The organism is Legionella fallonii LLAP-10, assembly GCF_000953135.1.
Taxonomy (GTDB): Bacteria; Pseudomonadota; Gammaproteobacteria; order Legionellales; family Legionellaceae; genus Legionella; species Legionella fallonii.
Window position 1 is genome coordinate 3,051,941 of record NZ_LN614827.1, and the last position, 22,888, is coordinate 3,074,828.

Genomic DNA, 22,888 nt, shown 5'->3' on the forward strand with positions numbered 1-22,888 from the left:
ACTAGCAGAAATAAATCCATTATTTCAATCACCTGTCTTAAATATGCTTTATCATAGCGTCAAACAAAATTAATTAACATATGGAATTCACATGAGAGTAAGGTAAAATCATATTTTGGATAAATTAAGACAATGATTGATTCATTTTTATACATGAATATCATTGTCCTATTAAAATAAAGGGAGGTAACTCCGTAGCCCATAACCATCAAAATGAGCCATTAATTGAATTCTATTTTTTCACACGCGCAAGCTGACGTCTTTTCTCTTTAGGATCCGATACTAAAGGTCTATATAGCTCCAATCTATCGCCATTTTTAAGGATGGTATCTAAAGACACCTTCTTTGCGTAAATACCTACGGACACGTCTTTAGTTTCAGGATATAGATTGTAGATACCAGATTCAGCTAGCGCTTGAGCTACTGTTGTGCCCTGTTTTAAATCCATTGTGATCTGTATCGCAGGCCTATCCTTAGGCACATACACTAATTCAACTTTTACCATATACAGCTAAAGCTCTATCGCAAAAGGCATCAACCATTTTATCAGTCACTTGATCGAATACTGGACCTAGTAACATAGAAAATATCTTTCCCGCAAATTCAAACTCCAAATCAAAAGAAATTTGACATCCACCTGCGACTTCATCAAAGCGCCAAAATCCCTCTAAGTGACTAAAAGGTCCATCAACTAGACGAATTTCTATCATTTTATTTTCTTGTAATAAGTTGCGCGTGGTAAATGATTTGCTCATGCCTGCGGCCCCAATTACCAAAGTGGCTTGTACTTCATCAACATTCCTATGATGCACTTTACTCTCAAAACAATAAGGTAAAAACTCTGCATAAAGCTCTACTTCATTAACCAAACCGTACATTTGCTCACAGGAATAAGAGACTGTTCGTGATCTTCTTACTGTAGTCATTGTAAAACTCCTTGAACCTGCTTACTAAGCCAAAGACTAAGGTCTTTTATTTCTTCAAAACAAACAGAATGCTCCATAGGATACTGATGATAGGAAATATGCTCATACCCATTAGCTAATAACCAATCTCGACTCTGCTGTGTCCACGTTGGTGTAACAAGAGGATCAAATTGCCCGGACCCCATAAAAAATGGAGTACTAAGGTCTAATACAGGCTTAGTATCAGATGCCAAGGGCAAGTAAGCTGACAAGGCAACAACCCCAGCAAATCCGCCAGGAGTACGAAGTGCAGTATGCATGGCCATAGCTCCACCTTGCGAAAATCCTGCTAAGATAATCCGCCCCAGTTCAAAACCATCTTGTATTTGTGCATCAATAACTCGCCGAATTAATCCTTCTGATTGCTCTATTCCTTGTTTGTCTTCTCTATCGACTAATTCCGCTCCTATAATATCATACCAAGCAGACATCACCATGCCTCCATTCAAAGTCACTGGACGCGAAGGGGCATCGATAAAGACATGGCGTAACGACACATCGTTTATCATCAATTGTTCGGCTAAACCAACCATATCAGAAGCATCAGCACCTAAACCATGCATCCAAATGACACATGCTTGCGCCGGCTCTTTAGGTTCACTTATATAAACGCTCAAAACCAGGTCTCCACAAAAAAACAAATTATCGCCAATGCATGAAAGTAGTGCAAGTTTAGTATCTTAAAAAGATACAACAAACATTCATCACAGCGACCAAATAAACACTGAAAAACCAATATCTTACCTCATGGTTTCAAATTTACTCAATAATAAACCAAATTTTTAAATTATGTCGGGCAATACTAGTGATTAAAATATTATCGTCCTGTATAATTAAAAAAACTTCCTTAGGATATAATTATCTGCTCTTAGGAAGCGATGTGTTCTAAGGGGTTAAATAAAGGCTATTAAGTAGAACTTTCCCAATAATACCAAGAATACACTTTAAATTACATTAAAATGGCTACTTAACCTTTAGAGTATTGTCGTATGCTAGATTCGCTTATCTATGAATTTGTACCAAAAGATTATCTCCATGAAATCAGCACACAAAAATGGTTAGATTACAGTAAGGCCTATGAGCAAGAAAAAAATGAATCCAAACGAACGAGTTTTCTCAAGGCTCTTGCTCGTCATAGTGGCACCCCCATCGCTCAAATCCGCCTTACTTTTAATGCATTAATCGCCCCAGATATAATGCCGGCAGATCAAGAAAAAATCATCCTTGCGCTTCAAGAACCCCAATCGCTCAACACAATGAAAATTGCTCAATTTCTACAAAATCATCCTATTTTAAAAACAAGGCAATTAGAGAGTCTATTTATTACCCGAACGGAATGGAATGCCTTCATTGCAAAATTTGAGCAACAAAACAGAAAGAAAGTAACGAACTCATTTATCATCGAAGCATTATGTACTATACGAAAAATCAGTCGTGACCAATTGCTAGATGGTTTAAATACCTCAGGTCCCCTGCGAAGTGTTAAAAGAAAATATATAGAAACGAAACCACAAGTCAGAAATATCCGTTCATTTTATGTAGATGATGGTGGTATTAATCCGCTAATTTATGAAAGTACTGCAGCTGAAGATGAGGTAGCAGAAAAACTTGAAACCGAGGGAGTAAGGATTACTCCGTTATCATGTGCCACACCGGAAAAAAGATATCCTGGATTAGAGTTGCGACAAACTCCCGGAGGAGGCAAAGTAAGGCCTGTATGTAATATACATACAGGGAACAACAGACATACACTCTTTAAGCACTTAACTCCTTACGGTAAATCACTTGGACAAGGGCGAGTCAATGTTAGTGATGTCTCAAGCGACGACATTTGTAAGAATCTCTCCAACTTACTCGTTAAGAGGGCGGAACCAGTTGAATATGTTGCCACCCTTCCGATTATTATCGATCGCATCGGAGTAGGACGGCAAAGCGCTCGCTCTATAATGGGGGCTAGTGCCGCTGACGTGTTTAGAGCTCACGAGATAGAAATTAGCCCCACAGGAGGCCGATCAATTCATTGGGCACACCTCATCGCTAATTTTTTGGGAGACACACAAGATCTTATTGTTGCGGACTCTACCGAAGAAATTATTAATATGGTTCCCTCCACTGCAGCTGCAAACTACAATACCTTAGAAGCAATCGAATTATTTATCAGGAAAACACTTGTTGATAAAAAGACAGCGCAAATTCACATTCGTGTCACGCCAGAATATAGTGGGGAAGGTACAATTCCTGATTTACTAACCTATGCTCTCAGTTGGACAGAAAAAAACGATATGGGAGCTACGTTAGACTGTCATGAGGACTTTTATATATTCCCTCAATCATCTTATCGCTTTACGAAAACGGTACATGACACTATAAAAATGCTACGTAATGAGCGCAATAATAGCATATTCGCCGAGGATGAAGAAGATGATGAACGACCTACCTGCCATTTATAAGTGATGACTTTTGATCTTAACTATAAATTTCATATAATAAATTTATAGTTACTCTTTCCTTCTGTCATTATGAAAACAACCAAGCATTTCCTTATTGTGGTAATAAGCTCTTTCATAAGCTACTTTATTAGGAGCACAAGACGAATGGCTATAATCAATTTAGGATTACTTTAATGAGATGCATTAAATTAGCGTTGCTAGTCAGCGTTGCTTTTTTTTGTTTAACGGCGTGTGGCCAAAAAGGGCCTTTATATCTGCCCTCGCCAGAAAAAGCTGAGTCAGTAAAACACCCCCCAAAGAGAACTTATAACAACTATCAGAGAGAAGGACAATGAGCCTACGATTTACAAAAATGCATGGTTTAGGGAATGACTTCATGGTTATCGATGGCATTAATCAAAAGATACATCTTACTCCAGAACAAATAAGCGCACTTGCCATACGTAATACAGGCATAGGTTTTGACCAATGCTTACTCATTGAGCCTAGTCGGAGAGATGGAATAGACTTTAATTACCGTATTTTTAATGCGGATGGCCACGAGGTAGGACAATGTGGCAACGGTGCTCGCTGTCTAGCACTTTTTGCTAAGCATTATGGCTTAACCACCAAAAATACACTAAAAATAGCGACCAGTACCACTCAAATGGAATTGCATATTAATCAAGATAATAGCGTCAGTGTTGAAATGGGTACTCCGGCGCTAACACCGGAAAAAATTCCTTTCATTGCTGAAAAGCAAATGTCAGAATATTCTCTTACACTCAATCACGATCAACATGTTTCCATTCACGCCATCAGTGTAGGCAATCCTCATGCCGTGTTATTAGTATCCGATATCACAACCGCTCCAGTCGGACTCTTAGGGCAACAGATAAGTCTACATCCACGATTTCCTGAGCAAACCAATACAGGGTTTATGCAAATCATTAATCAAAATCACATCAATTTACGTGTTTATGAACGAGGCTGTGGCGAAACCCTCGCCTGTGGAAGTGGCGCAGTTGCGGCTGCAGCCATTGGCCGCTTATTCTATAATCTAGCAGAGCAAATCACCGTAACGCTCCCTGGAGGGAATTTAATTATTGATTGGCCGGAAACGAGTGGTTCAATAAGACTTACAGGACCAGCTACTTTTGTCTATGAAGCAACTTTGCTTATATAGAGTAAACGTAGTTTTTGCAAATATGTTGGAATTCCTTGCTAACAGCGAAAGCCCTTATCGAAGGTCTACCCCTTTGTTTTTAATTCCCTTGCTGCCAGTCCTTTACCAATTTTAAAACAACTATTGAATTTTTTTTCCAACCAGTTATTCTGGTTACAACCATTACTTATTAGACTAATTGCAAAATCAGGTCATAGTTCAGATAATGGCGATGATGCAAGGGATGCTATTTATTGAGTCCAAAGAAGTGATTTAAAACATAGGTGGTTAAATTATTTTTTTCGGCCTTATATCTCTTCGGGATGAAGAGATTACAAGAAAGTCCGTTCACTTATGGATCAAGGAGGATCGCATGGTTGATTTTGTTTTACCTTTATCCCAAAAAGATATAAATGCTTGCCAATTACTCATTAAAGACCTAAAAAGTCAACGACCAAATGAAGCATCAGCATGGGAGCAACCCTTAGCCTCTCTAGTTAAAGGAATAGAGTTACATTACCAACATGAACCATTAATAGCTATATTAAACAGCTTACCCAATACAGTGATTGAGGCTCTATTTTCGAGATTACTAAACGCCAATAATTTTAATTACTCCTGTTTAAAAACATTGGTTGAATACATTCATTCTTTATCTTGGAGTGACAAAACACATCAAATAACCTTAATCAATATTTTATTAACTTCTCGTATAATATTATTAAATCAATCAGAAATAGAAAAACTGCTTTTATTATTAGAGGGAAAAGAACAAAGCATTCTGTTAGCTCAGTTACGCCGACAAGCAGAACCCAATACACCGAAACCAAATGAAAAAAAATTATACCCTAATCAGAAAAAATTAAATCATATATACACATCAAACTACCAACAATTACTTGCATTTTTGACGCAACAGGCATCGCAAAATGAACTGATGTTGCAGACAAGGTTAAATGATCCCCCCCCATTAGCCAATTTATTAATGGGACAATTACTTGAAATTGAAAAGAATCCAGCCCAACAAAAAATACTGATCTATAGGCTATTAAAGAAACCCCAATGTTATGATTGGAGTGATTCTCATTTTATAAAAAAAATTGAATCAATATTAACCGCCGCACTCACAACAGTTCCCGAACAAGAGATAAAAGAGTTGTTCCAAGCCTATCTAAAAATCATCCAACAACAACCCAATGCAACACCAAGATCAATACAATTCTTAGATGATGTATACAATGTCACAAAAAACGCCCATATCATTGCCCGCTGCCTTGAAGCCACTAGCGAGAGTGAGTCTTGCATGGCGATTGACTTCTTAATCCATTCTAAAATTAAAGATCAATCCTTAAGGCAACTGTGTTTAAGAAGGATGAATATAGAACAATTAGGGTTCTTCCATAAACGCATGACTATATTAGGGCCAATGGGGCATTATCCTGATGAAGAGTTAGTTACGGATTTTATTCGTTTATTTTGCACCCACATTAATAAACTGCTTGATCCGCAAAAATTATTGAAACAATTAGCAGTCATGGTCAGTACATCACCAACATACACGGCGCAATTAGCTATTGACGTGATGAGAGTGCATTTATCATCGCCCAAATTAATTAGCCAATGGTTGCAAACACTAATAGAGGTCAACAGAAATAATGCCCTTTTAATTCCCCATTGCATGCTCTTTATCAAAGAGCATCCTAATGAGGTTGAACTTATTGTATCGATCCTTGGCAGACTATCAAATGAAGATTTATTAGCCCTCTACGTATCAATGTTTGCTCAAGGATTAGATAAAAATTATTTATCCTGTTTTAAAGAGCTATTTAAACATCCTAAAAACCATGCTCAGTTATTTTATTTATTAAGGAACACCCCAGTTATTCATCCAGAATTGTTAGATGAATTCATTGCGCAATTGAATGATAAGACATTAGTTAATTTGATTGGGGATCTGTTGACTCATGCTCACCCATATAGCCAATATAAATCAACCATAAATCAAATATTACTCATCTTTTGCCAACGCCTGTATCGAGACCCTGAGCCCACTGCGCTAATTAATCAATGGCCACAACAAGCCTTTGTAAAAAAGTTGGTAGATGTCCTTTTAGAAACACCACAATGTGTTGCTCATCTAACAACCAATTATTCGACCATGTATTCTTTAGTAACCTGGACTAGTCCTGAAGACGCAATAAAACATAGAATGGACGCGATACTTAACTGCTATGAATTTGAAACAGAAAGGCTACAGCAAATAGCACTCATTTGGTTAGCGTACTTTCGTACGCATCCGGAGCAATTGACTGCGGTATTTAGTACCTTACATTCTACAGAAAACAATAGAACACCTACTGGTAGAAAAAATCTATCCGGAATAATGCAAGCGTGTTGGGAGTTAATAAAGCCAGGAATAGATTATAAAGAAGAGGACTTTTTTACTCTAGCTCAAGCTCCTCGCCCTGAGTTTTTTAATGCTGTATCAACTCAGGTATCCCAAATGGAGTATCTCCAGCAAGAGCCATATCTTGGTTCGTTAAGAATAGCTAAGACTAAGGAATTACCCCCTAATATAAATGCCGAGTCGCTTATCATTCTTCTCGCCCACTCCGTGTCCCCAGACACCCTAATTAATTGGAAAAAAGCGACAGCATGGGTGAAAACATTAAGTGTGGAAGAACAATTAAATTTTATAAAAAAACTATTAGAGAATGTTTGTTATGCTAATAATAATCCTATATTGAGTCAGCACGCATATCTATTTGTTACACGTCACGTCTTATTTGACGAACTTTGGCCACAACTCGATCCGGCACATTGGTATTGGCTTATCAAAAATACTCCGGCTACTCAGCTAAAACAACAAGCTCCTATTTGGTTGGATGCACTAATCGAAAGACATGGTGCGCAAAAACTCAATTTAGGGAAGATACTCTCGCTTTTGCCGCCAGATACCATGTTACTAGACGTGATTTTAAAGAAAAAAACGTTAGCTATCCCTGCCGCATTCGCCCAGATAACCAGCCAACTGTCTACTGAAAATAATTGCGACGTTCCATTACTGGCTTTACAGCACTATATACACGCTCAAGATAAGGACTGGAGACAGCAATTTCTTCAAGCAACCCTAAGCCAGTTAAAAACCACTAACTTAAATAACATGCTCCTTTACATCCTCCAAGCGTTGCTTCTAGATGAAAAGACGGCACTTATTGCCTCTAAATTTGCTAATAAAAAACTTATTGTTAATTATTTAAAATTCCTGAACACACTAGTTAAGCAAGCAGAAAATAGCAACAATTTTGCAGAATTAAACCAGCTGATGATAAATTTAATCTCCTCGCTTATTGAAAAGGACGCAAACTGGAGTCAATTAGTTTGTAAAGAGGAAGCATTTACACAAACTGTATTAAGATGGCTATCTAACCTTGATTTTAAATCCGTCTCTATCAATAACCATCCCTTAGTTCGTTTACTTATTAATTGCCAATCGGCACAATTAGATCCTCAATTAGCGAACAATCCCCTATTTCAAAAGCTACTACAACTTATCTTATTTAGTCCACCTCAAGCATTTAATCCTGACCAGTTTATAGTGCTATTTACCTGGCTTAAACCTGAATATAAAATTCTTTTAGCACGGCAGTTGTTTACTCAACCCCAACTATCAGCAGTTCATATCCAGTCACTGTCAGTATTAATGAATGTTCTTGAGCCTACTGAATTATTTCAATTAATTGATGGTCATGAAAACTCCAATCATATAGCGAGAGAATTATTGACTCATGAAAAGGGATTAGAGCATTTATCCCCCATACAACAAAGCCAATTATTTAACTATATACGCTCCGCTTCTGACTTGATCGCCATTTTAGCTAACCCCCTCCTTCCTCAAGCCAATCGTATAAAATTTACGAAAGCTTTATTTCAGGTTTACGGTAAAAATGCGACTGTACTCAGCCAAAGATTAGAACAATGGCTTATCAATCCAGAAGCGATTGCCGCCTTAGCTAATTTCACTATTGATAAAAAAGACCAACAGCTTTTAGATGAGATATTACAAGATAAAACGTATTACCACGATTATCTTAATGAATATTTACAGAACCCCACCTTAGATATGATAGTCAATGAGGCCAGTTATTTAAGCCAAATAGCTCGCAATTCAGCCATGAATGTAGAGACTAAAAAAATATATCCAGCGCACGTTGTTGAACAATTAACATTAGAAGATATTTTTAAAACGATAAAACAGCAATTTTATTTAAATCAAGAAATAGAAGCACTATCAGTATTACTTAGCCCTTTTAATGCCAAAACTGAAAATCCACTTGCTTTATTACTCTCAGCAAAATGGCAACAAAAACTGTCATTAATGCATGGTGGTCTGCTGGAAATTATCCGTGTCTATAAAGATGAAAATACGCGGGAGTCAACCAAACGAGCTATTGAGCAAACGGAACTTTATTCAGCAATTTTACTCCCATTGATAACCTCTCCTCAAAATGAAGGACTAGAAAAGACCTTATCAGATCAATTAGTTTCTTTATTACAATCTTATTGCTCAAAGATCGCTCCTTTAGAGCAAGAACATTATCAATTGCTGCAAAATACCCTAAATGGTTATTCTTCTCAGTTGCAAATTATGAGGTTTTTTTCTCTCCCGCAACTATTTGATTGGTTTACGACGGACATAGCGGCAATACCACCTCGGCAAGAAAACATAGACTTACTAAAAAATGCTAGTGTATTACACACCGAGTGGTTAAAGCGCTTTAGCTTAGAACCAGACATTAATTTTTCAGAGGTATTAACAGTCGGGTTAAAAGCAGCATCACTTACTCAAAATAATGATGAACAAAATCAATGGCTTGTTCAATACGCTCTTTTTTCTTTTTTATCTGCATCCATAAATGATGCATTCTTAAAAAATTTCATTACATCAATTACACCTGCAGAACTATCTACTCTACTTAATTCTTTTTCCGAACAAAGCCAAGCCTCTTACAAAGCACAACAACTATTACAAAAGATCAACCTACATACGCCGAGAGCCGAATTAATTAAACAATTATTAACTCTAGATGCGGCCGTACTACATCAATTAATAGCAGTCACTGAGTCACTCAATTTATTGGCCTTAAAAAATATTCTTTGTTTAATCATACCTATTAAAAATAGTGAATTAAATGAGGAGCAAATTGCTACACTATGTTTATCCTCAACATTACACACAGCCCATCATGCTGATTGGTTACACATAGAGCTACAACTGATGACTCAGCGTATTGCTCACGCATCTCAAAGACTTGAACACTTAACACAATTAGGCTTTAGTTATACGCCAGATGAGACTAATGAGGAACGATTAACTTATTTAGCTGAGAAAAGGTTAAATCATCTGTCAAATGAAACGTTGATCCATTGCTTAAACTCTTATGAAGCAATATTTATCAGTCCCAGCAATGATCCTCATCCCTTTCTCCAAAGTTTAAATAAAATATTAGACAGTCCACGCAGAGCCCAAGAAATTCTGCAACGCCTTAATGTACAACTAGTCAAGCACATTATTCATGCCTCTATTAACGCCCCCTCCCGTTATGCTGAATTACTAGAAAAAATAATTCATTCTTCACATGGGGAACTATGCCTGCATGACTTGCAAATGGAGTTCAATAAACAAATAAAACAAAATAAGGATCCCCAACCTACAAGTATTGCGGATCTTAGTGCCGAACAGATTGAATGTTACTCATATGAACAACTCAACAGTATTTTATCGCTACAGCGTTTACTCTTCTTAAGTAATCCAATGGCGGAATTTACATCGTTTGCTACATCAGCAGAACAGCCAGAAACTCTCAAACAGAGACAACAGTTTTGTGCCGATGCCAGTATTTATGCGGCTATGCTCAATATAGAGAAAAAAGCAAATGCTCCTCTTAAAAAAAGCACTTCATGGCTGACTCAGCACAGTCAAAAAAGTATAAAAGCATATGCCGCGACAATGCATGAGATAACGACAAAACAGAAAGTGAATTATCCTTTAGTACAATATTATTGGCTGAGTTGGAACTCCTTTATTTCTGGTACTACCAATCACAATATGACTCCTGTCACCGACGGATTTTTGCATTGGCTTAGCACCTTAGATGAAAAACAACTGGAAGAGGCATCAGAGTTACATAAGTTACTACAACATCTTATAGAACAAAAAATATTGGCCAAAGTACTCCAACATGTTGTCGAGCATACTCAAGAGTTAACTCCTTCACAAATAACCTGGCTTTGCGAACAGAGCATGCTGATAGCTCCGCAAGACAGCACTTTATTTCCTTTTATTATTAACCTTCGCTCATGGGGTTGGCTGGAGAGTTATATGAAAAATAGCGCACCACAAAATTTTGAGTTATTAACAGCAGCCTTAGGAAATGGTGCATACATAAAAAGCATTAATGAAAATGAAAAAAATCAATTAGCTTTTCTAACTATATTGGAAATTAACAGATTTACCCCTCAACAAATACTGGCGTTAATTAAAATAGTACCTAATCAACAAGTACATTCCTTATTGATTATCCACCTCTTAACTCAACAGGAATATCTGGCAAGCTTGAAAGGAGAGTCTGTTTTAAGTAGGCTAGATAATAATCAAATTTACAGCCCGTCCCGTCTTAATGCTCTTGTTCATCAGCTAGATATCAGCATCCTAACCGAGGCCGTACTCGATAAACTACCAACAGAAACAGCAGTAAGTATTCTTTGTTCTATACCCCATTTTCATCAACTAAAGGAAGAACAAATTGATGCATTACTTAAAAAACATCCTCATCCTGAGGTTATTATTTATTGGATGAATCACTATTCGTCTTTGCCTAATGCTCATTTTCCTCTAGCCCACTTAATGAAAGTTGCCGACACTCATATTGAAAGCGCATTAAACAAAATGGATGAAAACAAAAAAGAGGCTATTATTACTAAAATAATTCAGCATTTAGACTTATTTCCCTCGATCCCCAAAACATTAATGGGACATAATGAAGAACAACGCCTTATTCTGGCCATTCGTCTCTTTCTTCATGGACATCAACATCAAAATTATGTCAATTATATCAATAAATTAACTGGAAGTTTATTGGAAAAAGATCACCAGTTTTCCTTACACGCTATCCAATTATTAATTTCCCTGTGTAACCAACATGAGTTTTCTGAATTAAGTAATAAAACAGCTCTTTTAACCAATCATTATTTGAGGGCGAATGCTCAATCGGGAGAGATAGGATTATTTTATGATAGCAACAGATTAAATATCGAGCGCATGAATCAACCAATACAATTAAAGCCGACCATCACACCTAAACATGAAAAATCAGGAGGATTTTTTTCCAACTTATTAAGTGGCAAATCGGAAGAAGTTAAAAAGCCAGAAGCAGAGGTAATTACCCCCGAACATTCGTTAATTGAGACACTTATAGACAGTAGAAGACCAATCACCTCATTGAATTACTTTTTAATTTATTTTAAGGGAGATCGAACTAAAATCAGCAACGTAATTAATGATTATTTAGACTTCTATATCCATGAAGGGTGCACTGGTAGCCGCCGCAAATTGATACATCAAATTGCGGCTCTAATGATTAGACCAGAACTAGATATTGCTATTAGAGAAGAACTATTTACTTCTTTTTTGCGTCACTCCGATTTATATGACAAACAAATAAGTTTTGCTCTCTTCATATTTGATGCCACAAAAGCAATACAACATTTTGGCTTAAAAGGAGGAGAAAAAAACTATACTCAGGTTATCAACTTATGTACCTGGGCTCTGCAAAAATTAGACACAAGAGAACATCAAGAAATTATTGATATTGCAACTAAAGCAAAAACTGAAGCAGAGCGTGAATTAAGTTTTAGTCAAGAAACGGGATTTTTTGCTCGTGTATTCATGCGACTAAGACGGTGTTGGTACTACGGCTGGACGGGTTTTTTTGTGCCAAACCCTCCTACCTATGTTGCTCTTGCGTCTTCAGAGCCTATTGCTCCGGAAGAAGAACCGTTATTCAATTCCCCTCCAATGCTCTCCATACTTTCTTATAAACCAGAGTTGAATATAACAAGCCTATTGAAAGAATTAACATTACCAATGACTCAAGAAAGTCTTGAACAACTAGCTGAAGCAATAAATAACTATTCATTAAAGCCCAAGACAAGAAATGAGCTAGAAATAAGGCAAAAACTTCATCTGTTGCTCTTAAAATTTCATGAGCATAGTGCAGAAGATAAAGCGCTGCATAGCTGGTTAGAGCAAAACCAAACGCTCGTGATTGCTAACTTATCCCGCTTATTAGAGTTGACTTTAATAAAAGATCAACATGCTGAACTACAAGACTTGTTGAAGCAAATCAAAGAAATAGCCCCTTCTTTACAACAAATTACTGAAGAATTAATTTGCCCTCCTCTCGAACAAAAAGAAGAAAAAACTGCGGTTGTGACTGTTCAATCAGAAGCTGAAGTGAGTCATTTAACAACTTTAGAAGCAACTCTAGAGTCCACCATAGAAACCACCACCGAACTAGCCTACAACGCATATAGTTGGGCAAAAGAGGGATTAAGCTCATTATTTCAGCCACTAACATCGTCCGCAACAACAGAATCACTGGAGCCCTCTTTAACAATGCATTAATTCACTCGTGGTATGTACCTAGAATTAGATACCTAGGTACATATTAGCAGGGATAGGGCTTTTGTCGCTTGACGGATTTACCGCGAAAGCTCTAAAATAAAACAATAAGATTACAATCAGGACATTATTATGGATGAGAGAAGAGGATTCTTCCGCATTAAAAATAAAGGAATAATCCATGCTAAAACAAGTAACGGCTCATTAGACATTATTAATATATCTTCATCTGGTGCCTTAGTAATTAAAAATAACCGTGATGTGGGGCAACAAGGGATAATTGAATTAAGTATTCATAATTTCTCAATGCTTCTTCATTATGAAATTTCAAAAGTTCAAAAAAACACTATGGTTTTAACTTTTAAAAATGAAGATGAAATAGATAAACTCTTTTTAGTATTAAAGAACTTGAGAGATGAACACAGTAAACAAGCATATAATCGACCTTAAGCAGCAATGATGAACGATTATTAGTGCCAACTTAAGGATGTAGAGCCGAAGTAGACAAAGTCATAATCATACACTCCCGCATTACATTGTGCTAATACGGCTACGTATAAAAGCCTTAAGATATCATTACATGAAATGGTTACCTTGCTGGAGGTAAACAGGCTTTTAACGACTCTATCTTCTCCTGTTGTCTGGCAATTTCAAACTCTAGAGTTTCAAGCCCTCTGCATAATAGGTCCTCTCCATTTTCGTTCAACTCACGTTCATCAACATTTGTAAAGAAACGTAAAGCATGTAATGCATCATTTTTCGGCTCCTCAAGCGCAGTAAGCACTGAGTTTTTAGCCTCATTCAACAGATTTATTTTAGTTGTTTTAAATCCAATTTTTCTTCTAATAAAAGCATAACTTGAATCAGTTACTCCGCGAGTAGTGAGTTGAGCAATTTGCTTTTCCAAATCAACTATGGCCTCTTTATTGGCTATATAGCCTAAAATAGACTCATCATATTTATCAATATATTCTGTTAACTTAGATAATAAGTTATTAAAACTCTCAATCTCTGATTCTTTGAAGTCGGGAGAGAAACTATCGTGCCCATAAGTTTTCATCAATAATAAATCAAGAACGTAACGATCATTCTCTAGTGTTAACGGTGGTTTTGAGTAATACCGGGCAGCAATATTAAATCCCAGATATTGAGCAATATTCTCAATGAATTTTTTACAAGGAGGAACAACAACGTGTTTCATTAAAAAAAACAAATTAGTAGCAATAGCCATTTGATTTAAAAAGGCCAGTGCACTAAAAAAGGAAAATGCCGCAATAGGTGGACATAAAAAATAAGCAATGGTTAAAAACGCCGCTAAGGTTAATGATGAGATCAATAATTCCGCTTTACTAACCTCACCTTGATAGATTCTATAAGCAAAATTGGTTAAATAGCCCAAGCTCAGTGATAAATTGGCTAGAGCCACTATGCTTTCCTTTGAAAAAAAACTAGTTGTGATCACTGCAGGAGTAAAAAAGACGGTAATAGCTAATGTCATAATATAGCTTAAGCTCGTAGACGTCTTATTGAAAATATCGCCAATCTCTTTTTCACGGCTATGATTTCTAGTATATAAAGATTTTTTTAATTTTAAAAACATATGGGTAATTACTATGAAGAAATCTATCGATTAGATGGTCGCAATTTTAACATTATTTATATTATTTTGTCGCTTATATAATCTGAAGTTACAAAAAAATTGTATCATTACAATAATACCCATCCTAACGTTTGCAAGCAGTAATGAAAATCATAGTTTCCAGCGCTTATGCATCCAATTCCATTGCTCAGGATGTGCCAAAATAATCTGCTCTAGAGCCCGATTATATGCAAGGGTATTCTGATAAAGTGACTCGTTAGTTGAATCATAGTCTTTCCAGGGAATCGGTTCATGAAACTCTAAAATATGTTTCCCACTGGGTAACCGATAACTTGCTGCAGGTACAACAGGAACACCAGTATTACGTGATAACATCGCCAGACTACGATAGGTTCCTGCCTTCTTACCAAAAAACTCTACAGCAATACCATCGCGATTAACTAGAGACGCATGCTGATCCAGCACAAAAATTACTGCGTGATTCCTTTCTAATGCGGTACACACTTGGTCTAAGGAGTTTTTTTTAGGAATTACATTCAAGCCGGCTTGGTAATAACGTTTAAACATTATTTTTTCCAATGCCTTAAAACGCAAAGTTCGTCTGATAAAATGAAATTGCCCCAAAAATTCTTTAAAACTTAACACACCGCCTAAAGGAGCAAATTCCCAATTACCAAAATGCCCGGTAAGTACTAAAACTCCTTTTTTTTGAGCCACTATAGAAAGCATGTGTTCATGCCCCTTGACGGTAACACAATCACGCATTTTATTTTCACTCATAAATCGTGATTTCAATGTTTCCTTAAGTGAGGTCACGAGATGCGAATAATAAGATTTAGCCAAGTGTTTCTTTTGCTGTTCATCAAGGCGATCTTTAAATACCTGAGAGATATTAGCCAAAATTAATTGTCGCCTATAGGGCAAAAAATAATAAATAAATCGCCCCATTAAATTGACGGGCAGCGCTTCAATTTGTTGGGCCATTTTAGTCACAAGCTTTAATCACCAAACAAGCATTCATACTAGCGAACCCTCTATTAATCATCAATGCGGAAGAAGAACCATTTATTTTTTGATGGTCTCTACTTAATGACAAGTGCTCGCAAGAAGCTGCAATTTGCTGCAAGTTAGCAATCCCTGGGGCACAATTTGTCTCGAGAGCGTATGTGGTCATTACTGCATCTAAAATTCCAGAGGCACATAAAGTATGTCCTGTTGACCATTTAAAGGCCGTAACAGGTACACTATTTTCAGTAAAAACTTCCCCAATAGCCAGCGCCTCGCTATTGTCTGATTTACGATTACCATTACCATGGGTGACGATCAAACCAATATCTTTCGTGCATAACCCCGCAGTCGCTAAAGTTTGCTGAATAAGGTGAATCAATGGCTTACCTTCCGCTTCTAAGGAAAATAATCCATCCGCCTCACTGGCAGATAAACCACCAATGAGCTCGCCATAACAAGTCGCTGATCGAGCTTTAACACAAGCCTCGCTTTCCAAAACAAGGGCGGCAGCGCCATCAGCTAAAATCGTTCCATCATGCTCATTATCAAAAGGCTTTAAATGGCGCTCACTGAGCACACCTAGCTGGTTATAATAAAATAAAGCTTGTGGTTCTATACCCATATCATAAGCAACAACCACTGCACGTTCTGCTTGGCCAGTACGAATAGCGTGGTAGGCTTCCAATATAGCTTGTGCCCCACTTACAGCATGATTTGTAATATTATGATTGGGTCCTTTAAATCCGTATGTAATACCGGTGTAAGCAAGCACATTATTAGGTAAAATTCGCAATAACCACATAGGATGCACTTCATCAAACAATTGCGTAGCAAAACGCTGCATGTCCCCTTTAGTTTTCGCCATTAAAGGTAAAAAATCATATTGTTGAAAATATTTATTCCCAGGAGATCCTACATAGAGGGCTGTTTGTTCGTTAAAAGAATCACTGCACTCAAGAGTATCTCTATAGGCAATCATTTGACTGTGCTCAATAGCTTGAACAGCTGCATTTATGCCTATTACATCTTGACGAGAAATAGCTTTTATCAGTTTACGATCTGGTAGCATTTTAGCCGGTTGAAAATTTTTTAATTCTCCCCCCAGGCGATGTGACCAACCTGTTAGATCCCATTGTTTAATCTCATCAATTCCGCAACTACCTGTAAGCACTGCATTCCACGTCTCATCAGCAGTGGATCCAGAAGCAGTCAGGGCACTTCGGCCTGTAATAAATACTCTATTGAGACCACTCATTCACTTGCTCCTTCAAACTCAGGATGCTTAAACAACAAACAACTATTTGAACCACCAAAACCAAAAGAATTCGATAAAACGACTCCTAAAGATTTTTCTCGAGGACCATCAACCACATAATCTAGATCGCATTCTGGATCTGGAGTTGTTAAATTTGCTGTTCGAGGAATTCGACTCTGTTCTATCGCCTTAACTGACAGCACAGCCTCCAGCGCTCCCGCAGCCGCAATTAAATGCCCTGTCTGGCTTTTAGTAGAACTTACCGGTAGATTAGCAATTCTATCACTAAAAACGGCTTTAATCGCATTGGTTTCACTTAAGTCATTCATTTTAGTCGACGTACCATGGGCATTAATATAATCCACATCATTGGCTTTCAAACCGGCATCATGAAGGGCCCGTTCTATGGCTTGGATTGCTCCATCACCATTGGGATGGGAGTCCGTGATGCGGTAAGAACTTAAAGAATTTCCTTCGCCAGCTAATTCCGCATAGATGCGAGCACCGCGCGCTTTTGCTTTATCCCATTCTTCCAGGATTAAAAACGCAGCACCCTCACCCAATACAAACCCATTACGTGTCGCATCGAAAGGACGACTGGCCGTTTCCGGTGTGTCATTATAAGTAGACAAAGCACCTAACAAACAGAAACTAGATAAGCCTAAAGGGTTGATCATGGAGTCAAATCCCCCAGCAAGCATATAATCTGCTTCGCCACGACGAATCACCTGCATAGCCAACCCCAAAGCCTGGCCTCCTGACGCACACGCGGTATGAACGGAAGAAGCGTAACCAGATATACCAAATTGTTGAATCAATAATGATAAGCCCGAGTTTGAGGTGGTTTTTCCAAAATCGACTAGTTTATAAAATTCACTGGTATTGGTGTTTAAAAGTTCCCAATTCGTCTCTCCATCCTGAGCACAAGCCTGTTGAAATCGACGGAGATAATCAAACTCAGCAGTCATCATTCCACTACCAGTAACAACGCCCCATCGCGACGAACTCTGTTGCGTAGGCAAAATTCCAGCATCATTGAACGCCTGTTTTGCTGCTTCTAGAGCAAAATGGGTAAAAGACATTGCAAAACGTGTATGTTTATTTTTCAATGCAGGGTTTGGGCTAAAATCCTTTACCTCCGCTGCAATATAAGTTGGAAAAGCACTGGCATCAAAATGAGTTATCTGGGCGATTCCGGATTGTCCAGCCATTAAATTAGTCCAAGTTGATTGAACATCATGGCCTATTGCTGAAACAGCGCCTAGCCCTGTAATTGCTACTCGTCTTTTCTTCATATTATTTACCTATTGGGGTATAAGCACTACGTCCACAACACAAACACGCTTACCATCAACTTCACTACGATAAGTCAATATTAATTCATCATCCGTTTGCTTCTTTACTTTTACATGGCAAACAATGACATCACCTGGCAGAATAAAATCATTCATTTTGATTTTACGTAGTTCGCTTACTTGATAATTTACATCATATTTCGCACGAGCTATAAACTCTTTAGCTAAATTTATCTTACATTCCAATAATACTGTCATTGGCAATACAGGTTTATAGGGAAAATGATCAGGAAAGTATGGTGCAGACTTACTTATCCGCTTTTCAGCAACAAGATTATTTCCGGGCTCACTTAAAAGAACTCGGTCAAACATCATTGGAGCTATAGCTGTGTTAAATGACGCATTAAGTTGATCATCTATTGCATCACTATTTACTATGGTACTTATTGCAGCCCAATCACCAGGACGGTATATTTCAGCAAATTGACGTTTAATCTCTCCTATGCCAATAAAATCACTCATTGGCAATAATGGACCTAAAGCCCCTTCAATGCTAAAAACCAGCTCATCTCCAACCCTCGCTTCACTGTGATATTGCACGACCTTATCGTCAATCAAATCTATGTAAGACTCAAGTAAGAGCGTTTCCCCCACGTATGCAGGACGATGCAATTTGGCACAACTAACAACACCAGCAACAGGTCTTAAGGTAAACTCATTGCGCTGCATCACATTCCAAGCAGCTAACTGCCCTAATGTCTCACCAATTAGGGACGAGATAAAACAAAGCTTACCTTGTGCATCAGTAGTTAGATAAAAATCATCTCTGTTAATATGCTTAACCCCTCGAATCCATTCACCCGAGGTTAGCTCAACAATTCTATCGACAAACAAAAAACTCATTAAGCAGTAGTTTCCAGACTTTGTTGCTGAACCGCTGCAGAAACGACTAATTTGCAAAATGTTTCAACGGTAAACAGCATTGGGATTTCATTAACTTTCATATTTGATTTAAATTGATCCGCAGGGACTTCTGTTAAATAGTTTTTTAACGCCTCAAGGCCTACAGCAGTAATAACACCGCCCTTTTCGAATTCATCTTCAGCTAAATCCCCACGGGCATTTTTTTCTAATTGTCCACGAGGGATTTTAATTTTAAATTCTTTTTCCAATTGAAAAACCAGATCAAGAAAATCAATAGACTCTGCACCTAAATCCGTGATTAAACGGCTATTTAAAGAGATTTCATCTTGATCAATTACTAACACATCAGCAATAATTTCCCTAACTTTAGGGTAAACGTCAGCCATATTCATAATTCTTCCTCAGAACTCACCTAGATTACAAAGCTAGCGATTATATCATAAAAATTGTTTTAATCACCTAATACGGGAAAAGTATAATATTTAACCTATCCAATCTGGCTGTAGCCTGCGTCAACAAATAAAGTGTGACCATTAATCATAGATGCTTCGGGTAAGCAAAGGAGGTATACTGTATCAGCCACATCTTGGGGAGTTAAAGGCCTATCCGCCAAAGCACGAGATTGATATTCATCTAGGAGCTGCTCTCTATTAGGAAAATGTTTTAAAGCATCCGTATCAACAACCCCGGCAGATACTGTATTTGCAGTAATGCCATATATAGCTAATTCAAGACTTAATGAACGTACTAATGATTCTAACGCCGCTTTTGATGCCCCTATAAATGCATAGTTGGGAATAGCTCGTGAAGCCCCCAAACTTGATAGAGCAACAACCCTTCCGCCTTTAGGCATCAACTCCCGTCCCTCAGAAACCAGGTGGTTTAACGCCAAAGCATTAGTTTCCAAACACCATCGCCAGTGTTTAGTAGACATTTTTAGCGCCGGTTTTAAAACGCCGCTGGCAGCGTTACTGACTAAAAAATTAAGATGGGTAAAATGCTCACGAAACTGAGAAAACATGTCTTTTACCGATTGATGATCAGCAACATTAGCTTGCAATGCTACCGCTTTTCGCCCCATGTCTTGAATTTCTTGAACTAAGCTCTGCGCTTCGTCAGAGCTATTATAATAAACTATAGCGATGTCACTCCCTGCTTGAGCTAATTTTAACGCCGTCGCTTTGCCTATACCTCGCGCGCCGCCTGTAATTAATCCAACTTTTCCAGCAAAGATAGAGCTCATAAAGACATCCCCAGTATAAAAAAGCACCAAACTACCGCGATTATAGAGTCATGTCAATTAAAAACATTCGCTATCCTTTCTTATTTCATCAATAAATAATTGTTTTGACAAACCATAAAGTACTCTTCATTAATTACCATGATTGATTAAGACAAGTATGTAAAAGCCCACAGAACCTATCCCATAGTCTAAGTTATCTAAAGTAAACAAGATTTTGCGCAAATTACCGCTCTTATTTTACTCACAAATACATACAGATCTTGAATCAAGTAATAAATTCCCTTGTTTCTCTAGCCCTAACTTTGTACCATTTGCACTCCATCATAATTAGTATATAAATTTAATGGCTTACTCTTGGTCTAAAACTGTTTTTCCTATCGCTGCAATTTTTTCCTTTCGTATGTTGGGATTATTTTTACTGATCCCCGTATTTTCGGTTTATGCTGCACAATTAAACCACGCAACCCCAGCTCTAATAGGTATTGCATTAGGCGGTTATGGGTTGACGCAAGGACTCTTGCAAATCCCTTTTGGTATGCTCTCTGATAAGTTTGGTCGTAAACCCATTTTAACCTTAGGTCTACTCCTTTTTATCCTTGGAAGCTTAATCGGTGCAATTACTGACTCTATTTACGGGGTTATTGTCGCTAGAACGATGCAGGGTATGGGGGCAATAGGCTCTGTTCTAATTGCATTGTTAGCGGATTTAACACCTAATAACCAACGCACCAAAGCAATGGCTGTAATCGGTATGACTATAGGCACCTCGTTCAGTTTAGCTATGGTTATCAGTCCTGCTATATCCTCCCGCTTTGGCTTAGCAGGGATTTTTTATGTAACAATGGCTTTAGCAAGTATAGGTTTATTGTTACTTCACTTTGTTATCCCAACTCCCAGAAAAGAATTATTCCATGCGGATAGCGAAGCTAATCCGAGCTTATTTAAATCAGTCTTAAATAACCGACATTTGCAAAGATTAAATATTGGAATTTTCTGCCAACACTTTATTTTAACGGCAACATTCTTTGCTATCCCAATGATTCTTAGTGAACAAGTTAAAGCAGGACACCTGACACAACAATGGCATTTCTATTTACCACTAATGGTAGGCTCCTTCCTTTTTATGATTCCCTTTATTATTGCGGCGGAAAAGAGAAAACTGATGAAGCCTATATTTTTATTGTCAGTCCTTACTACTACTATTTCTCAGGCCCTACTCGCGTGGGCGCACTCAATGTGGGCTAGCCTCTGTCTACTTATGTTTCTTTATTTTATTGCTTTTAATATCCTCGAAGCGTCTCTGCCATCGCTAATATCAAAGCAAGCCAATCCAAATAATAAAGGTACGGCAATGGGCATTTATTCAACAGGCCAATTTTTAGGCATCTTTGCAGGCGGGTCACTAGCCGGAATAGTATACCAGTGGAGCGGTAGTCAAGGAATCTTTATCGCAAATACCATACTTGGTGCTTTATGGTTTATTATTGCATGTTATATGAAACCCAATACCTATCTTTCTTCACTAATATTACACTATACAGCTACGGCTAAAAATGACGAAGAGGTTCTTCACGTATTACAAAATGTCCCAGGTATTAAAGATGTTGCATTGGCAAAAGATGAGAGCACTATTTATTTACGTATAGATGAAGAGAATTATCAAAACGGAAGCGCGGAACAAGCTTTAACATCAATAGTAAACTCTTAGTATCCATTTAATTCGACACACTTGCTACGCAACAGCACATTAATTAGGTATAATCTAACTTACTGTGCTGAGAGGAGATAATTGATGGCAAGAGGAATAAATAAAGTAATATTAATTGGTAATGTGGGAGTAGATCCTGATGTTCGTTATTTACCAAATGGCAATGCAGTAACCACCCTGTCCATTGCTACCAGTGAATCATGGAAGGATAAGACTACAGGCGAAAAGCAAGATCGTACTGAGTGGCATCGTGTAGTTTGCTTCAATCGTTTAGGTGAAATTGCTGGAGAGTATCTCCGTAAAGGTTCTAAGCTTTATGTTGAAGGTAGCTTACGAACACGTAAATGGCAAGATCAGCAAGGTCAGGACAGATATACGACTGAAATCGTTGCCTCAGACATTCAAATGCTTGATAGTAAAGGGGGAGGCAACAGTTCATTTAATTATGATGATGTACCGCAAATGCAACAATCTGCGCCAACACATCAACAAAATGCGAATAAACAACAATCGCCACAAGCAGCACAAGATGCATTCGATCAGTTGGACGATGATATTCCTTTCTAATGTAGTCTCCACGAAAACACTTCACTACTAATATTAGGATAAAGCT

General features: G+C 37.7%; 17 protein-coding genes. 7 read left to right on the top strand and 10 right to left on the bottom strand.

Going from position 1 to position 22,888, the window contains the following annotated elements; translation table 11 throughout:
• Positions 1 to 232: 232 nt before the first annotated feature.
• Genes LFA_RS12600 through LFA_RS12610 form a run of 3 tightly spaced genes read right to left on the bottom strand, consistent with a single transcriptional unit; the run spans position 233 to position 1,570 of the window.
• Positions 233 to 505 (bottom strand): RnfH family protein, encoded by a 273-nt coding sequence (locus LFA_RS12600; protein ID WP_045096514.1) that lies wholly within the window; start codon positions 503 to 505, stop codon positions 233 to 235.
• The gene (locus tag LFA_RS12605; protein WP_045096515.1) at positions 492 to 926 is read right to left on the bottom strand and encodes a type II toxin-antitoxin system RatA family toxin; all 435 of its coding nucleotides are present in this window, start codon (positions 924 to 926) and stop codon (positions 492 to 494) included. Before LFA_RS12605 ends, LFA_RS12600 begins: the two co-directional genes overlap by 14 nt.
• The gene (locus tag LFA_RS12610; protein ID WP_172653497.1) at positions 923 to 1,570 is read right to left on the bottom strand and encodes an alpha/beta hydrolase; all 648 of its coding nucleotides are present in this window, start codon (positions 1,568 to 1,570) and stop codon (positions 923 to 925) included. The genes LFA_RS12605 and LFA_RS12610 overlap by 4 nt, the downstream gene beginning before the upstream one ends.
• Positions 1,571 to 1,954: 384 nt before the next feature.
• Here LFA_RS12610 and LFA_RS12615 point away from each other — a divergent pair, with 384 nt between their 5' ends.
• From LFA_RS12615 to LFA_RS12630, 5 genes are all read left to right on the top strand, one after another.
• Positions 1,955 to 3,415 carry a hypothetical protein gene (locus LFA_RS12615; protein ID WP_045096516.1) on the top strand — a complete coding sequence of 487 codons (1,461 nt, stop codon included), beginning with the start codon at positions 1,955 to 1,957 and terminating at the stop codon, positions 3,413 to 3,415.
• Positions 3,416 to 3,588: 173 nt separating this feature from the next.
• The gene (gene lptM / locus LFA_RS19890; RefSeq protein WP_157010362.1) at positions 3,589 to 3,750 is read left to right on the top strand and encodes an LPS translocon maturation chaperone LptM; all 162 of its coding nucleotides are present in this window, start codon (positions 3,589 to 3,591) and stop codon (positions 3,748 to 3,750) included.
• Positions 3,747 to 4,580, top strand: a complete 834-nt coding sequence (gene dapF, locus LFA_RS12620) for a diaminopimelate epimerase (RefSeq protein WP_045096517.1) — start codon at positions 3,747 to 3,749, stop codon at positions 4,578 to 4,580. The genes lptM and dapF overlap by 4 nt, the downstream gene beginning before the upstream one ends.
• Before the next feature lie 352 nt (positions 4,581 to 4,932).
• Positions 4,933 to 13,245: a hypothetical protein gene (locus LFA_RS12625; protein WP_045096518.1), complete on the top strand. Its 8,313-nt coding sequence runs from the start codon at positions 4,933 to 4,935 to the stop codon at positions 13,243 to 13,245.
• 129 nt (positions 13,246 to 13,374) lie between these two features.
• On the top strand, positions 13,375 to 13,692 hold the full coding sequence (locus tag LFA_RS12630) for a hypothetical protein (RefSeq protein ID WP_045096519.1): 318 nt from the start codon (positions 13,375 to 13,377) through the stop codon (positions 13,690 to 13,692).
• A 139-nt stretch (positions 13,693 to 13,831) separates the two neighbouring features.
• On the opposite strand, the gene LFA_RS12635 is transcribed toward LFA_RS12630, so the two are convergent.
• The 7 genes from LFA_RS12635 to fabL all read right to left on the bottom strand — a co-directional run bounded on the left by LFA_RS12635 (position 13,832) and on the right by fabL (position 20,567).
• A complete protein-coding gene (locus tag LFA_RS12635) occupies positions 13,832 to 14,842 on the bottom strand; it encodes a hypothetical protein (RefSeq protein WP_045096520.1) in 1,011 nt (336 codons plus the stop codon).
• A 150-nt stretch (positions 14,843 to 14,992) separates the two neighbouring features.
• Positions 14,993 to 15,835 (bottom strand): lysophospholipid acyltransferase family protein, encoded by an 843-nt coding sequence (locus tag LFA_RS12640; protein WP_045096521.1) that lies wholly within the window; start codon positions 15,833 to 15,835, stop codon positions 14,993 to 14,995.
• Positions 15,828 to 17,105 (bottom strand): beta-ketoacyl-[acyl-carrier-protein] synthase family protein, encoded by a 1,278-nt coding sequence (locus LFA_RS12645; RefSeq protein ID WP_045096522.1) that lies wholly within the window; start codon positions 17,103 to 17,105, stop codon positions 15,828 to 15,830. The genes LFA_RS12640 and LFA_RS12645 overlap by 8 nt, the downstream gene beginning before the upstream one ends.
• The gene (locus tag LFA_RS12650; RefSeq protein ID WP_045096523.1) at positions 17,102 to 18,400 is read right to left on the bottom strand and encodes a beta-ketoacyl-[acyl-carrier-protein] synthase family protein; all 1,299 of its coding nucleotides are present in this window, start codon (positions 18,398 to 18,400) and stop codon (positions 17,102 to 17,104) included. Before LFA_RS12650 ends, LFA_RS12645 begins: the two co-directional genes overlap by 4 nt.
• A gap of 9 nt (positions 18,401 to 18,409) precedes the next feature.
• Positions 18,410 to 19,303 (bottom strand): hydroxymyristoyl-ACP dehydratase, encoded by an 894-nt coding sequence (locus tag LFA_RS12655; protein WP_045096524.1) that lies wholly within the window; start codon positions 19,301 to 19,303, stop codon positions 18,410 to 18,412.
• Positions 19,303 to 19,716, bottom strand: coding sequence for an acyl carrier protein (locus LFA_RS12660; protein ID WP_045096525.1), 414 nt, complete (start codon positions 19,714 to 19,716; stop codon positions 19,303 to 19,305). The genes LFA_RS12655 and LFA_RS12660 overlap by 1 nt, the downstream gene beginning before the upstream one ends.
• A gap of 95 nt (positions 19,717 to 19,811) precedes the next feature.
• A complete protein-coding gene (gene fabL, locus LFA_RS12665; protein WP_045096526.1) occupies positions 19,812 to 20,567 on the bottom strand; it encodes an enoyl-[acyl-carrier-protein] reductase FabL in 756 nt (251 codons plus the stop codon).
• Positions 20,568 to 20,910: 343 nt separating this feature from the next.
• Here fabL and LFA_RS12670 point away from each other — a divergent pair, with 343 nt between their 5' ends.
• On the top strand, positions 20,911 to 22,275 hold the full coding sequence (locus LFA_RS12670; protein WP_045096527.1) for an MFS transporter: 1,365 nt from the start codon (positions 20,911 to 20,913) through the stop codon (positions 22,273 to 22,275).
• 84 nt (positions 22,276 to 22,359) lie between these two features.
• Positions 22,360 to 22,842: a single-stranded DNA-binding protein gene (ssb, locus tag LFA_RS12675; protein ID WP_045096528.1), complete on the top strand. Its 483-nt coding sequence runs from the start codon at positions 22,360 to 22,362 to the stop codon at positions 22,840 to 22,842.
• Positions 22,843 to 22,888 lie beyond the last annotated feature (46 nt).